The 14546-nt window shown below is 65.7% G+C and carries 17 protein-coding genes; 11 read left to right on the top strand and 6 right to left on the bottom strand.

Annotation, left to right across the window (positions count from 1 at the left end; all coding sequences use genetic code 11):
* Window positions 1-86 precede the first annotated feature (86 nt).
* On the top strand, window positions 87-521 hold the full coding sequence (locus K9B33_RS16745) for a response regulator (protein ID WP_224550214.1): 435 nt from the start codon (window positions 87-89) through the stop codon (window positions 519-521).
* Here the strand turns inward: K9B33_RS16745 and K9B33_RS16740 are convergent.
* Both K9B33_RS16740 and murA read right to left on the bottom strand, forming a co-directional pair.
* Window positions 469-1995: a PAS domain-containing protein gene (locus tag K9B33_RS16740; RefSeq protein WP_224550213.1), complete on the bottom strand. Its 1527-nt coding sequence runs from the start codon at window positions 1993-1995 to the stop codon at window positions 469-471. The genes K9B33_RS16745 and K9B33_RS16740 overlap by 53 nt on opposite strands.
* The gene (murA, locus tag K9B33_RS16735) at window positions 1988-3271 is read right to left on the bottom strand and encodes a UDP-N-acetylglucosamine 1-carboxyvinyltransferase (RefSeq protein WP_224550212.1); all 1284 of its coding nucleotides are present in this window, start codon (window positions 3269-3271) and stop codon (window positions 1988-1990) included. Before murA ends, K9B33_RS16740 begins: the two co-directional genes overlap by 8 nt.
* Window positions 3272-3481: 210 nt before the next feature.
* Here murA and K9B33_RS16730 point away from each other — a divergent pair, with 210 nt between their 5' ends.
* Window positions 3482-4213, top strand: a complete 732-nt coding sequence (locus K9B33_RS16730; protein WP_224550211.1) for a Crp/Fnr family transcriptional regulator — start codon at window positions 3482-3484, stop codon at window positions 4211-4213.
* 1 nt (window position 4214) lies between these two features.
* Here the strand turns inward: K9B33_RS16730 and K9B33_RS16725 are convergent, their stop codons facing one another.
* A complete protein-coding gene (locus tag K9B33_RS16725; protein ID WP_224550210.1) occupies window positions 4215-4484 on the bottom strand; it encodes a hypothetical protein in 270 nt (89 codons plus the stop codon).
* Entirely contained in the window at window positions 4481-5047 is a 567-nt protein-coding gene (locus K9B33_RS16720; protein WP_224550209.1) for an HNH endonuclease, read from the bottom strand. Before K9B33_RS16720 ends, K9B33_RS16725 begins: the two co-directional genes overlap by 4 nt.
* A 95-nt stretch (window positions 5048-5142) precedes the next feature.
* On the opposite strand from K9B33_RS16720, the gene gluQRS reads away from it, so the two are divergent.
* The 6 genes from gluQRS to egtD all read left to right on the top strand — a co-directional run bounded on the left by gluQRS (window position 5143) and on the right by egtD (window position 10328).
* The gene (gluQRS, locus tag K9B33_RS16715; protein WP_224550208.1) at window positions 5143-6057 is read left to right on the top strand and encodes a tRNA glutamyl-Q(34) synthetase GluQRS; all 915 of its coding nucleotides are present in this window, start codon (window positions 5143-5145) and stop codon (window positions 6055-6057) included.
* Between the two features lie 10 nt (window positions 6058-6067).
* A complete protein-coding gene (locus K9B33_RS16710; protein ID WP_224550207.1) occupies window positions 6068-6301 on the top strand; it encodes a twin transmembrane helix small protein in 234 nt (77 codons plus the stop codon).
* Window positions 6302-6425: 124 nt separating this feature from the next.
* Complete coding sequence (locus K9B33_RS16705; protein ID WP_224550206.1) at window positions 6426-6995, top strand: cob(I)yrinic acid a,c-diamide adenosyltransferase; 570 nt, start codon at window positions 6426-6428, stop codon at window positions 6993-6995.
* 154 nt (window positions 6996-7149) lie between these two features.
* Window positions 7150-8004 (top strand): GGDEF domain-containing protein, encoded by an 855-nt coding sequence (locus tag K9B33_RS16700; protein WP_224550205.1) that lies wholly within the window; start codon window positions 7150-7152, stop codon window positions 8002-8004.
* Window positions 8005-8094: 90 nt separating this feature from the next.
* On the top strand, window positions 8095-9363 hold the full coding sequence (gene egtB / locus K9B33_RS16695) for an ergothioneine biosynthesis protein EgtB (RefSeq protein WP_224550204.1): 1269 nt from the start codon (window positions 8095-8097) through the stop codon (window positions 9361-9363).
* Between the two features lie 5 nt (window positions 9364-9368).
* The gene (gene egtD, locus K9B33_RS16690) at window positions 9369-10328 is read left to right on the top strand and encodes an L-histidine N(alpha)-methyltransferase (protein ID WP_224550247.1); all 960 of its coding nucleotides are present in this window, start codon (window positions 9369-9371) and stop codon (window positions 10326-10328) included.
* A gap of 370 nt (window positions 10329-10698) precedes the next feature.
* Here the strand turns inward: egtD and K9B33_RS23175 are convergent, their stop codons facing one another.
* On the bottom strand, window positions 10699-11529 hold the full coding sequence (locus K9B33_RS23175; protein ID WP_318011147.1) for a cold-shock protein: 831 nt from the start codon (window positions 11527-11529) through the stop codon (window positions 10699-10701).
* A 281-nt stretch (window positions 11530-11810) separates the two neighbouring features.
* Between K9B33_RS23175 and K9B33_RS16675 the strand changes: the two genes are divergently transcribed.
* Genes K9B33_RS16675 through K9B33_RS16665 form a run of 3 tightly spaced genes read left to right on the top strand, consistent with a single transcriptional unit; the run spans window position 11811 to window position 13660 of the window.
* Entirely contained in the window at window positions 11811-12428 is a 618-nt protein-coding gene (locus K9B33_RS16675) for a ribonuclease D (protein ID WP_224550203.1), read from the top strand.
* 21 nt (window positions 12429-12449) lie between these two features.
* Entirely contained in the window at window positions 12450-13097 is a 648-nt protein-coding gene (locus tag K9B33_RS16670; RefSeq protein ID WP_224550202.1) for an LPS export ABC transporter periplasmic protein LptC, read from the top strand.
* Window positions 13097-13660, top strand: coding sequence for an LptA/OstA family protein (locus K9B33_RS16665; protein WP_224550201.1), 564 nt, complete (start codon window positions 13097-13099; stop codon window positions 13658-13660). The genes K9B33_RS16670 and K9B33_RS16665 overlap by 1 nt, the downstream gene beginning before the upstream one ends.
* A 162-nt stretch (window positions 13661-13822) precedes the next feature.
* On the opposite strand, the gene K9B33_RS16660 is transcribed toward K9B33_RS16665, so the two are convergent.
* Window positions 13823-14530: an HAD family hydrolase gene (locus K9B33_RS16660; protein ID WP_224550200.1), complete on the bottom strand. Its 708-nt coding sequence runs from the start codon at window positions 14528-14530 to the stop codon at window positions 13823-13825.
* Between the last annotated feature and the right edge of the window lie 16 nt (window positions 14531-14546).

Here is a 14546-nt window from a genome sequence, read left to right as displayed (position 1 = left end):
GGGGCAATCTGGTCGGTTTTTTGCACCGCAGCGGAACCAAGAGACGGGCAAGGACTTTATTTGCATCAAGTTTAACGAGTTAGGCAATGCGCAAGAAGGTTCTGATAGTCGAGGACGAGATTTTCGTCGCTTTGGAGATTGAGCAGATCGTCGAAGATGCCGGATTCCAGGTCGGCGCGATCGCCGCCGATCGCGAAGGCGCGCTTGCTTGCGCGCAAGATTGCGACATCGCCCTTGTCGACCTGAACCTGCGCGATGGCCCGACCGGGCCGGATATCGGCATCGAGCTGGCCACCCGTCACGGCATTCGCGTCATCTATGTCACCGCCAACCCGACCCAAATCGGCGCAGCGTCGGTCGCGGCGCTGGGCGTCATCACCAAGCCGTTCCGCGCGCACAGCATCTCCGCTACGCTGCGGCTGGCTGCGGCGGAGCAGCCCGACCTGACAGCAGCAGAAATTGCCGGTTTTACGCCGTTCCCGCCGTCCGGCTCATGGAACGCGATGGAATCCAGAGGCTGATGCGCAGGCCGTCCGGCCGCCAGTCTCTTTCTATTCGCCCACCCAGTTGCCGTTCGACGCTCAGCGTCATCAGCCGGTTGCCGAAGCCGTCGGCGCCGCCAGGCACGACCACAGGACCATGTTCTTCCTGCCAGTCGATGTGGATGTCTTCGCCCTCGACCCTTATATGCAGATCGATCCGGCCCTCGGCCACCGACAGCGCGCCATATTTGGCTGCGTTGGTCGCCAATTCGTGGAACAGCAGCGCGAGCGGCGTCGCGGACCGATCGTCGATCGCCGGATCGTCGCCCGACAACAGGATGCGCGATCCCGCTTCGTTGCCATAGGGCGCGAAAATCTGGTCGAGCAAGCCCCACAGACTGGCTTGCCCGCCGCCAACCTGCGGCGCGGATTCGGCGCTGTGCGGCCGCACGAAATCATGGGCGCGGCCCAGCGCCAATATCCGATCGCGCAGGTCGTCGGCCACGTCCGCAATCGCCGGATGCTGCCGCGCCGACAGGCCGATCAGGCCAGCGATCACCGAAAAGATATTCTTGATCCGGTGCGACAGCTCGTGCGCGATCATCTCGCGCTCTTCCATCATCAGCTTCTGTTCGTGAATTTCGGTGCATGTGCCGATCCAGCGCACGATCGCGCCGTCGCCATCTCGGATCGGCAGCGCCCGGCCGAGCGTCCAGCGATAGTCGCCGCCATGGTGGCGCAGCCGATATTCGATCTCATAGGGTTCGCCGGTCGTCAGGCTATGACGCCAGCGCGTCCAGGCCCGATCCTGATCGTCGGGATGGAACATGCCGTTCCACGCCTCGCCGTCGGTCGATCCGGTCGGCACGCCGGTATATTCGTACCAGCGGGCGTTATAATAGTCATGATAGCCGTCCGCCAGCGTCGACCAGACCATCTGCGGCATGGTGTCGGCCAGCGAGCGAAACAGGCGATCGCTTTCGGCGACGGCGGCGGCGTCCATGCGCTGGCGCAGGATCGTGTCACGGTCGCGGCGGCGCCCTTCCAGTTCCACCATCACCTGCCGGGCGAGCAGGGTCAGACCCTGCCGCTGCAACGGGGTCAGGTCGGGGCGCGGGACCGTGTCGATGACGCACAGTGCGCCCAGCGGCGCGCCATCCGCGCTCACCAGCGGCGCGCCGGCGTAGAAGCGAATATGCGGCGCGCCCGTGACCAGCGCATTGTCGGCAAAGCGGGGATCGCGGGTCGCGTCCGGGACGAGGAAAATCTCCTCCCGCAGCATCGCCAGGGCGCAGAAGGAGACGTCGCGCGGCGTTTCTTCGGCATCCAGGCCGACGCGGGACAGGAAGCGCTGCCGCACATCCTCGACGATGCTGACCAGGGCGATCGGCACATCGCACAATTGCGCGGCGAAACCGGTAATTTCGTCCAGATTACGGAATCCGCCGGCATCCAGGTCGTAGAGCGACAGCAAGGTCGCCCGATCGGTCGCCAGCCCGCACCCCTCAGCCATCGCTGACCCGCTCGATATCGGCGCCGACGGCCGAGAGTTTTTCTTCCAGCCGCTCATAGCCGCGATCGAGATGATAGACGCGCTGGACCTGGGTTTCGCCTTCGGCGGCGAGGCCCGCGAGGATCAGGCTCATCGAGGCGCGCAGGTCGGTCGCCATCACCGGCGCGCCTACCAGCCTGTCGACGCCGCGCACTACGGCGGTACGGCCGTTGACGGCGATGTCCGCCCCCATGCGCGCCAGTTCGGGCACATGCATGTAGCGATTTTCGAAGATGGTTTCGGTCAGCACCGACGCGCCGTCCGCCTTGGTCAGCATCGCCATGAACTGCGCCTGCATGTCGGTCGGAAAGGCCGGGAAGGGCGCGGTCGACAGGGTCAGGGGCTTGAGCTTGCCATCCGAGGCAATGCGGATGCCGTCCTTGTGCGGATCGACCTGCACGCCCGCGTCGCGCAGCGCGGCGAGGATGGCGTGCATGTCGTCGGCATTGGCGCCGACCAGGTCGACCGACCCGCCGGTTATGGCGGCGGCGCAGGCATAGCTGCCCGCCTCGATCCGGTCGGGCATGACGCTGTAGGTCGCGCCGTGCAGCCGCTCGCGCCCGTGGATGACCAGCTTGTCGGTGCCGATGCCTTCAATATCCGCGCCCATGGCGACGAGGAGGTTGCACAGGTCGACGATCTCCGGCTCGCGCGCGGCGTTTTCGAGGATGCAGGTGCCCTTGGCCAGCGACGCCGCCATCACCGCATTTTCGGTGGCGCCGACCGACACCACCGGGAAAGTGTAGATGCCGCCCGGCAGGCCGCCGTCCGGCACGCTGGCGCGGACATAGCCGGCCGTCGTTTCGAGCGTCGCGCCGAACGCTTCCAGCGCCTTCAAATGCAGATCGATCGGGCGGTTGCCGATGGCGCAGCCGCCGGGCAGCGATACCCGCGCCTCGCCCACGCGGGCCAGCAGCGGGCCGAGCACCAGGATCGAGGCGCGCATCTTGCGCACGATATCATAGGGCGCCTCGGTCGAGGTGACGCGGCCGGCGCGCATCGTCAGGACGCGGCCGAAATCCTCCGGCCGGGCGCCCTCGATCATGGTCGATACGCCCAGTTGGTTCAGCAGATGGCCGAAACTGTCGACGTCAGCGAGGCGCGGCAGGTTGCGCAGCGTCACAGGTTCGTCGGTCAGCAACGCGCAGGGCAGCAACGTCAGGGCGGCGTTCTTCGCGCCGGAGATGGGAAGGCGGCCATTGAGCGCGTTGCCGCCGCGGATGTGAATGCGGTCCATTGGACAGGGTTCATAGCGTCTATTGCGCCCCGTGCAAGGCGGCTCGACCGCCATTCGTCATGGTTAACCCGGTGGCACGGCGAACATATGCAACATAATTGCAAAGCGGGCGGCAACCTTGATCGAGTTTAGTGCGCGTCCTGAAAATGCAGCCAAAAGGCGCATGGGGCGTTTTGCCATCGTAACGACAATTGGAAAAAGGTGTATTGGGTGGCAACGAGCTGTTTCGCGGAAAGGCTGGCAAAACAGGTGCCCCTGTCCGACGCGGAAAAGAAGGCATTGGCTCGGCTCGAGGAAAATCCGCGCAAGATCAAGCGCGGCGGGATGATCCAGCGGGTCAATGACACGGTAACGGAACTGTTCGTGCTGAGAGAAGGCCGGGTGATGAGCTTCGTCATCCTGCCCGATGGCAGCCGCCAGATTTTGCGCGTCTATTTCCCCGGCGATTTCATCGGATCGGCCAGCACCATCTACAGCAAGGCGCCCGAATCGCTGGTCGCCCTATCGGACGTGATCGTCTGCCCGTTCGACAAACATGCGCTGCGCCGGCTGCTGGAGGAATATCCACGCGTCGCGGCGCTGCTGTTCCTGTTGTCCAATGCAGAGCGGGTGGCGATGACCGACCGGCTGGCCGCGCTGGGCCGGACATCGGCCAAGGCGCGCGTCGCGTCCTTCCTGCTCGACATGTTCGACCGGCTGCGCGTCACCGACGACAGCATCATCGACAGTTTCGACCTGAAGCTGACGCAGGAGGAAATCGGCGATTCGATCGGGCTGACATCGGTCCATGTCAACCGGATGATCCGACAGATGGAGCAGGAAGGCCTTATCAGCCGCTCCAACGGACGCATCATCCTCAACGACATGGCGCGGCTGGAGGAGATCGGCCATTATACCAACCGGCTCAAGGATATAGACCTGGACTGGTTGCCGGTATCCTGACCTAATGCACGGCCTTCGGTTCCGGCGCAAAACATGTCCGGCAGCGACGCCAGCAGGTGACGCCGGGCATGACCAGCGCCGGAGCGAGGCCGCGTTCGGGATAGAGGCCGCGCATGATGGCTGGCGCTATCCCCTCCGGCGCGGCGCGGCTGTGGCACATCAGGCAGTTGCGGACATATTTGGCGCGGGTGAGGCTGGAGTGATCCTCCTGCGCGAAGGCCATGCCCGGCAGCAGCAGAAGCGCCAGCAACGCCGCGCGTCGCGGCCTCACGCCATCAACTCGACATCCCAGTAGAGCCAGTCGTGCCAGCTTTCGTGCAGATAGCCGGGCGGGAAGGCGCGACCATGTTCCTGCAAATGCCAGCTGGTCGGGCGGATCGGCTCGACGTGCAGGCGCATCCCCGCTTCCTTGGGCGTGCGCCCGCCCTTTTTGAGATTGCACGGCGAACAGGCGGTCGCGACATTCTCCCAGGTGGTACGCCCGCCGGCCCGGCGCGGGACGACATGGTCGAAGGTCAGGTCGCTCGTCGTGCCGCAATATTGGCAGGAGAATTTGTCGCGCAGGAACAGGTTGAACCGGGTGAAGGCGGGATGTTCGGACGGACGCACATATTGTTTGAGCGCGATCACCGACGGGATCTTCATATCCAGGCTGGGGCTGTGCACCTGCCGCTCATAGCTGGCGATGATGTCCACCCGGTCCAGAAACACCGCCTTGATCGCGGTCTGCCAGGGCCAGAGGCTCAAGGGATAATAGCTGAGCGGCGTGTAATCTGCGTTGAGAACAAGCGCCGGGCAGTTTTCCGGATGCCGTATAAGGTCGGGATGGTACATAGAAACGCTTCTACCCCCTTGCCGACGCCGCTGATCCACCAACAACGTGACACGAGCATGACAGCATTAACGAATATCACTCGTCAAGAGCCTGTATGACACTATCCGTCGCACCACTGCATATGGTGACCCGCTTCGCCCCCAGCCCCACTGGGCTGCTGCATGTCGGCCATGGCTGGTCCGCCTTGATGGGACATGACATGGCCCGCGCGGCCGGTGGCGCCTTCCGCCTGCGGATCGAGGATATCGACGGCACCCGGAGTCGGCCCGACCATGTCGCGGGCATCATCGCCGACCTGACATGGCTGGGCGTCGCGTGGGACGGCGAGGTCGTCTTCCAGTCGCAGCGGCTGGACGCCTATGAAGCGGTGCTGGAGCGGCTGCGGGGGCAAGGGCTGCTTTATCCCTGTTTCTGCACGCGGGCCGACATCCAGGCCAGCATGGCCGCGCCCCACGGACCGGAGGGGCCGGCCTATCCGGGAACGTGCCGGGGCCTGGGCGATGCGGAACGCGCACGGCGGATCGCCGCGGGCGAAGCCCATGCCTGGCGGATCGACATGGGCAAGGCGGTGGCGCGGGTCGGCACGCTGGAGTGGGAAGACCATCCCAGTCCGGTTCGGACCGACCCTGCCGCAGGGCGAGCGGGGTTGGTCAAGGCCGCGCCCCTCGCCCATGGCGACATCGTGCTGGCGCGCAAGGATGCGCCGGCCAGCTATCATCTGTCCTGCACGCTGGACGATGCCGCGATGGGCGTGACCCATGTGCTGCGCGGCGACGACCTGCGCGGCGCGACCGACGTTCACCGGCTGCTCCAGGCGCTGCTCGACCTGCCCAGCCCCGCCTATGTCCACCATCCGCTGCTGGCAGGCCCGGACGGCAGGCGCCTCGCCAAGCGCAGCGGGTCGATCGCGCTGGCGCAATTGCGGGCGCAGGGCGTGGACCCCGCTGCGCTGGCCGCCGACCTGCGCGCGGGACGCTTTCCGGTTGGAATCGGGCTGGCGAGCGCCTAGACTGCCGCCCATGAACACCATCCTCGTCATCGCCCTGATCCTTGCCATGATCGCCACGCTGGTCGCGCTGATCCGGGGCATCATCGCCTTCCTCCAGACCACGAAGGAGGAACTGAACCTGCCCGAAGGCGCGGTCCGGCCGTCCAGCCTGAAGCAGAACAAGATGATGATGAACCGCATCCTGTTCCAGGCCGCGGCGATCATCATCGTCGCGATCCTGCTGATCGCCAAGGGGCATGGCTGAGGCCCGCAACTTGCCCTGTCGTCACTCCGTTCGTGCTGAGTAGCCATTTCGACAAGCGCAATGGCTACTCAGGACGAACGGGTGCTTCAAATTCATTCGGTTGCCAAAGGGCGTGCCTACAGAGATGGTCAAGCTGAACAAGATCTACACCCGGACCGGGGACAATGGGACGACAGGTCTGGTCGATGGATCGCGCCTGCCCAAATATGCGCCGCGGATGCAGGCCGTGGGCGATGTCGATGAAGCGAACAGCGCGATCGGGCTGGCCGTCGTCGCCTTGGGCGAGCGGCCCGAAGCCGCCTGGCTGACCGTCATCCAGAACGACCTGTTCGACCTGGGCGCCGACCTGGCGACGCCGGTTCCCGAAGGCGCCGACGAACCCTGGGCGTTGCGCATCATTCCCAGTCAGGTGACCCGGCTGGAGCAGCAGATCGATACGATGAACGCCGATCTCGCCCCGCTCGACAGCTTCATCCTGCCGGGCGGTTCTCCCGCTGCGGCGGCCGTCCACCTCGCCCGCGCGATCACCCGCCGGGCCGAGCGCAGCGCGACCGCCGCGGCCGTGGAGGTGGCGCTTAACAGCCAGGCGCTGGCCTATCTCAACCGGCTGTCGGACCTGCTGTTCGTGCTGGCGCGCCGCCTGAACGACAATGGCGCGGCCGACGTCAAATGGGTGCCGGGCGCGTCGCGTTGAAACGCGCCGCCCCGGTGCAGCAACCGACTGGAAACGCAGCCTGACTCGCCTGCGGCACGGCCTGCCCGGTAGCGCAGGATTAACCTTGTTTCTTCAGACGGCATTTAGACGCCACCCGGACGGTGCGCTCCATTCGCATCAGTCGGGGATCGCCATGCATTTCTACCTCGCCACCTCCTTCATCTTTCCGCGCTCGCTGCGCCTGCGACTCTTCACCCTCTGCTTCATCGCGACCCATATGCCGTTGCTGGCCTATCTGGGCTGGGGCTTCGCCAGCGGCCGCATCGCGCTCGCCGAGTTCGTCCTGCTGACGATGGCCACGGTCATCGGCACCGGCATAGCCCTTCTGGGCATCGGCGCACTGCTCAATCCGATCCATGCGCTGGCCGAAACGCTGCATCGCGGCGAGGACGTCGCCCCTGCGCTGCCGGACGTCGGCGACGTCATCCATACCCTTTATGCCGGGGTGCAACGCGTCGCCAGCGCCACGCGCGAGCGGCTGGATGACCTGCATCAGGCCGCGCATGAAGACCCGCTGACCGGCATCGCCAACCGGCGCGGATTCCTGGCCCATATCGACGCGCTGCCGGATCACCGGCGCAAGGGCTGTATCGCGATCATCGACATCGACTATTTCAAGCGGGTCAACGACCTGCTGGGCCATGAGGAGGGCGACCGGGTGCTGGCCAGCTTCGCGACCCGCCTGTCCGCGCTGGTCCGCCGTGTCGACATGGTCGCCCGCTGGGGCGGGGAGGAATTCGCCATCTTCTTCCAGGATTGTATCGAGGACGAGGCAAGCTGGTCGCTGGCGCGGATCGCCAGCCGGATGCGCAACGAACCGATCGGCCGCGTGCAGGACCGGCCGATCAGCTTTTCCGCCGGCGTGTGCCGCTGGACCGGCGGCGAACTCGATGCGGCGCTGCGCCGCGCCGACGACGCGCTGTACGAAGCCAAGCAGTCGGGCCGCGACCGCGTCTGCCGTGCCGCGCCGATCCTGCAGGAGCTTTGATCCTGCCCTAAAGGACACGGGCCGGAACCGCCCGCCGCGTTATGCGCTTGTCCCTTCAAGAGAGCGGTGCAACCGTATCGGAGGGCAGGCATGGCGAAAAGCTGGACGGACGCGCATCAGGACGACCTGGAAGAGCGCTATCGCGCCGTCCGCGCCCTCACCGAAGCCCTGGCCGCCCCGCTTTCGGACGCCGACGCCACGGTCCAGTCCATGCCTGACGCGTCGCCCGCCAAATGGCATCTGGCGCATGTGACCTGGTTCTTCGAAACCTTCGTCCTGCGCGACCATGTGGCGGGATACCGCCCCTTCGATCCGCGCTACGCCTTCCTCTTCAACAGCTATTATGAGGCTGAGGGCGCGCGCCATGCCCGGCCGATGCGGGGGATGCTGACCCGCCCCTCGCTGACCGAGGTTCGGGCCTATCGCGCCCATGTCGATGCGGCGCTGACGGGCGCGCTGGGCATGTTGCCGCAACCCGCGCGGGCGCTCGTGACGCTGGGATTGCAGCATGAACAACAGCATCAGGAACTGTTGCTGACCGACCTGCTCCATCTCTTCTCGCTCAATCCGCTGGAGCCGACGCTGTTCGGCGCGCCCAGCGCTGCCCCCGTCGCCCTGCCAGGCCCGCTCCACTGGATCGAGGGGCGCGAGGGGCTGGTCGAGATCGGAGAGGACGGGCGCGGCGGTTTCGCCTTCGATTGCGAGGGCCCCCGGCACAAGGCATTGCTGCATCCGCACACGCTGGCGCACCGGCCGATCAGCAATGGCGAATGGATCGCCTTTATCGAAGATGGCGGCTATCGCACCGCGGCGCACTGGCTGTCGGACGGCTGGGCCTGGGTGCAGAATGAAGGCGTGGACGCACCGCTCTACTGGAAGCCAAGCGAGCAGGGCTGGACCCGTTTCGGCCTTGACGGCCGCCAGCCGGTGAACCCCGCCGCGCCGGTCACCCATATCAGCCTGTACGAAGCCGACGCCTATGCCAGTTGGGCGGGCGCGCGATTGCCCACCGAAGCGGAATGGGAAAGCGCGGCGCAGAATGTCGCGGCGGTCAGCGGCAACCAGCTCGACGGCCCCGACAGTCCCCGGCCGCGCCCGGCCGAGGACGGGTCCGCGCTGACGCAGATGTTCGGCGATGTGTGGGAATGGACCGGCAGCGCCTATCGCCCCCATCCCGGCTTTCGCGCGGCGCCGGGCGCCGTCGGCGAATATAATGGCAAGTTCATGTCCGGCCAGTTCGTGCTGAAGGGTGGCAGTTGCGCCACCCCGCGCGGCCATGCGCGGAGCAGCTACCGCAATTTCTTCTACCCCCATCAACGCTGGCAGTTCACCGGACTGCGGCTGGCCAAGGATCTGTGAGCGCCATGTTGCTGACCGAGGACGCCCCCAACATCGCCCGGTCGATCGACCCGGCCTTCCGTCATGATATCGTTACGGGCCTGTCGCGCAGCCCCAAGGCGACGCCGCCGACATGGTTCTACGACCGGCGCGGGTCGGAACTGTTCGAAGCGATCACCGACCTGCCCGAATATTATCCCACCCGCACCGAAACCGCCCTGCTCGCCCGTCATGGCGTAGACTTCGCCGCGGCGGTCGGCAAAGGGCGCGCGGTGGTGGAGTTTGGCGCGGGCAGCGCGCGCAAGACGCCGCATCTGCTGCGCGCCATCGCGCCCGCCGCCTATGTGCCGATCGACATTAGCGGCGACTTTCTGCACGCGAGCAGCGCGGCGCTGGCGGCGGCCTTTCCCGGCCTGCCGGTGCTGCCGGTGGTGGGTGATTTCAACCGGCCGCTGGCCCTGCCCGGTGCGATCGAGGATTTGCCGCGGCTGGGCTTCTTCCCCGGATCGACGATCGGCAATATGGAGCCGGATGCCGCGGTCGATCTGTTGCGGGCGATGCGCCGGCTGTTGGGCGATGGGGCCAAGCTGCTGATCGGGATGGATCGGATCAAGGATCGCGATCGGCTGGTCGCCGCCTATGACGATGCGCAGGGCGTGACAGCGGCCTTCAACCTCAATCTGGTCGAGCGCATCAATCGCGAGTTGGAGGGCGACCTGCCGATCGAGAGCTTCGTCCATCGCGCGATCTGGAACGACGACAAGGCGCGGATCGAAATGCATCTGGAGGCGCTGCGGTCGCTGCATTTCCACGTCGCGGGTCAATGTTTCCACATGGACGCGGGCGAGACGATCCACACCGAGAGCAGCCACAAATATGGCGCGCGCGACGAACGGCTGCTGCTGCGGGCCGGCGGATGGGAACCGGCCGCGGAATGGATCGACGATGAAGGGCTGTTCGCGCTGGTGCTGGCGGACGCGGGTTAGGGCGTTGCGGTAAGGCCGGGAATGGGCTGGACGCGTGACATGGTTACGCGAGGCTGATTGTATGCAAAAGAGCATTTTCGGCCATTACGCAGGCAAGCATAATGCCTGCGTAATGGCCGCACGGGGCGGCATCGTTACCCAATTAGAGCATCGTAAGGAAAAGTGGGAACCGGTTTTCCGCCAAAGACGATGCGAAAGCAGAAAACGAAAGCGTGCGACTTGTGTCCGGTTAAACGCAGCCCGCTCCAGCCACGCCAGATCACACCGACCGCGCGATCCGCGCCGCGATTCCCAAAAGCAAAAGGGGCCGCCCTTGCGAGCGACCCCTTCCCTATCCTCTCCCCGGTAACAGGGATGGTTCGCCTTGGCCTTATTCGGCCTTCGACTGGAGATTCACCGCCGCATATTTGCCGCGACGATCGACTTCCAGTTCGAAGTCGAGACGGTCGCCCTCGTTCAGGGCGGCCATGCCGGCGCGTTCGACGGCGCTGATATGGACGAAGGCGTCGGGCTGGCCATCATCGCGCTGAATGAAGCCGAAGCCCTTCATCGCGTTGAAGAACTTCACCGTACCGCTGGAGCGCTCGCCGGTCAGCTGACGCTGCGGGCCGCCACGATCAGGCGCGCCACCGAAACCACCAGCGCGCGGTTCGCGCGCTTCACGCGGCGGACCGCGATCGGTGACGGGGAGCGGTTCGCCGTCGATCACCAGATCGGTCGCCGACACCTTGCCGCCACGATCGACCAGGGTGAAGCCGAGCGGCTGTCCTTCGGCCAGACCGGTCAGGCCGGCCTGCTCGACGGCGCTGATGTGCACGAATACGTCTTCGCCGCCATCGTCACGAACGATGAAGCCGAAGCCCTTCTGTCCGTTGAAGAATTTTACGACGCCCTTGCCTTCGCCGACGACCTGGGCAGGCATGCCGCGACCACCGCCGCCGCCGCCGCCGAAACCACCGCCGCCGCCGCCGAAGCCGCCGCCACTGCGACCACCGCCAAAGCCGCCGCCGCGATCACCGCCGCCAAAACCTCCACGATCACCGCCGAAGCCGCCGCCACCGCCGCCAAAGCGATCGCCGCCACCGAAGCCGCCGCCGAAGCCACCGCCGCCGCGGCCGCCCTGATCGTAGAAATTGTCGTCGCCGAAACCGTCGCGCTTGTCCTTGCCGCGCCCGCCGCGGCGACCTCTATCAAAACTCATGCCCTGTTAGTCACTTTCGCTTCGCCCCAAGACCAATCGGACAAACACATGTCGGGCGAATGACATGCAGAATCCACCGCAGACGCGGATTTGGGAATCACTATATCAACTTTTCTCGGCCGCGCGAATGATTTTCACTGTCGCGGTCCCGTTCCGTTCCAATTGGCCGAAATCGCCTTTCCTGTCCGTCATTCGCCGCGCAAAAGCCGTGTTTCGTCGCGAAGATTTCTCCCGACAAAGCCTTGATTGCGGTTGGCCCTGTTTCGCCATAAGGGGAGGACATGACCGTTCATTTCCATGAAGAAGATCTGCCCGCCGGCGTGCTCGCCCCCGGCCCGATCGCCATCGATACCGAAACCATGGGGCTGATCACCCCGCGCGACCGCCTGTGCGTGGTCCAGATCAGCGATGGCAAGGGCGACGAGCATCTCGTCCGCTTCAAGCCCGGTAGCGATTATGCCGCGCCCAATCTGAAGGCGGTGCTGGCCGATCCCGAGCGGCTGAAACTTTATCATTTCGGCCGGTTCGACCTGGCCGCGATCAAACATTATCTGGGCGTGGTCGCCGCGCCCGTCTATTGCACCAAAATCGCCTCGCGCCTGATCCGCACCTATACCGACCGGCACGGCCTGAAGGAACTGGTCCGTGAGCTGCTGGGCCAGGACATCAGCAAGCAACAGCAGTCGAGCGACTGGGGCGGCCCCGTCCTGTCCGACGCGCAGAAGGATTATGCCGCGTCCGACGTGCGCTATCTCCATGCGCTCAAGGCCGAGCTGGACAAGCGGCTGATCCGTGAAGGGCGGATGGAACTGGCCCAGGCCTGTTTCGATTTCCTGCCCCATCGCGCCGAGCTCGACCTAGCGGGATGGCCGGAGATCGACATCTTTGCGCATATGTAACGCAGCCTGAAAGGTCCAACCATGTCCGTCCAGGCCGATCAACAACGCGACGTCCGCCGCCATTGGGCGCAGCCGGGCGGCAGCCATGATCGGCTGGTCGCGCTGCTCAAAAACTGGCTGCCGGTCGCGGTCGGCGTGCTGGCCGCGCTGCTGGCGACCGCGCCCTTCACCGGCGGCGACAAGGTCAGCTTCGTCCTCGACAAGAACAAGGTCGAGGTGGCGAAGGACCGGATGCGCCTGACCGAGGCGCTGTATCGCGGCGAGGACAGCAAGGGCCAGCCCTTCTCCCTGCGCGCCGGGTCGGCGGTGCAGAAAAGCTCGCGCGAGCCGATCGTGGACCTCAACAGCATGTCGGCCCGCATCCTGTTGTCGGACGGCCCCGCCGTGCTGACCGCGCAGAAGGGGCGATACGACATGGACACCGAACGGGTCGGTATCGAAGGGCCGGTGCAGTTCGAGGCGGCGGGCGGATACCGCCTGACCACGCGCGACGTCGGCATCGACCTCAAGACCCGGCGGATGAAGAGCGCGGGCCGGGTAGACGGCCGCATTCCGATCGGCACCTTCAGCGGCGACCATCTGGAAGCGGACATGGCCGCGCGCACGGTGACATTGAATGGCCGGGCAAGCTTGCGTATCGAGCAAAATGGCCTCAAAGGGCGAAACTGATGAAACGCACCCTGATCCTGCTCTCGACCGGCTTTGTGGGCGCCGCCGCGATGATGTTCGCCGGCGCCAGCGCCCCGTCCTTCGCGCAGGTGTTCAAGAATCACGACAGCAACGCGCCGGTCAATTTCAACGCCGACCGGATCGAGGTGCAGGACCGCGCCGATCGCGTCGTCGTGTCGGGCAATGTCGTGGTGACGCAGGCGGGCATGACGCTGAACGCCGCCCGCATGACCGTCGCCTACAGCAAGCAGCCGAGCGGCGGGACGAATGGCGTGGACATCGACCGGATCGACGCATCGGGCAATGTCGTCGTGACCAAGGCGGACCAGACCGCACGCGGCAATGTCGCCATCTACGACCTCAACAGCAAGCTCATCACCATGTTGGGCAATGTCACGCTGACGCAGGGGGCGAACAAGCTGACCGGCGGGCGGCTGGTGATGGACCTCAACAGCGGCCGCTCCACTGTCGATGGCCGTTCGTCGGGCGGCGTGCCGGGCGCCGCGACCAGCCCCAGCGGGCGCGTGTCGGGCACCTTCACGGTGCCGCAGCGGAAGAACTGACCAGCAGGACGACTCGCTGACGATGGGGTCGGGAAGCAGGTTTCCCGGCCACTCACGACCGTCATCCCAGCGAAGGCCGGGATCACGCTTCTTCTAGCGAAGCGCTAGGAAGAAAAGAAAGATGCCTCCGCTGGCATGACGTTGCGGACAGCGAACAGCCCCCTATTCCGTCGCCAGCAACAGGTCGCGCAGGTCGGTGAGGCTCGGCAATATCTGCGCGCAGGCAAGCGTCAGTTCCTCGGTGGACGGCAGCAGGTCGGGCACCATCACCGTCGCGATGCCCGCTGCCGTAGCAGAGCGGACGCCGGCATGACTGTCCTCCACCGCGACGCAATGTACCGGATCGACGCCCAGCAGGCGCGCCGCCAGCAGATAAGGTTCGGGATGCGGCTTGGGCTGATCGACATCGCTGCGCGTCACGACGACGTCGAAATAATGCAGCAGGCCGCTCTTCTCCAGCCGTTGCTGCGCATAGGGCGCGGCGGTCGAGGTGGCGAGCGCCATCGGAATGCCCGCCTGCGCCAGATGGTCGAGCAGCAGCCGCGCGCCGGGGCGCAACGGGATGCCGGCCTCAACCGCTGCCTCGAACAGCGCGTCGCTGTCTGCATAGAAGCGGGCGAGCGGGAAGTGCGGTCCCAGATGGGCGGCCAGCATCCGCTCATTTTCGTCGCGATGGATGCCCACCATCGACAACAGCAGGTCGTCCGCCATCGGCCAGCCGATCGCGTCGCCCGTTTGCGCAAAGGCGCGGCGATGCGCCGCTTCGGTATCGAGCAGGGTGCCATCCATGTCGAAGATGACGGCCCGGACCGGGTTCGGCAGGGTGGATGCAACGAGCGATGGGGCGGATTGGCGCAGCGACTGGGTCATGGCGTCAATATGGCCG

Source organism: Sphingobium sp. 3R8, from assembly GCF_020166615.1.
Classification (GTDB): Bacteria; Pseudomonadota; Alphaproteobacteria; order Sphingomonadales; family Sphingomonadaceae; genus Sphingobium; species Sphingobium bisphenolicum.
This window is presented reverse-complemented; position numbering and strand designations above follow the sequence as displayed.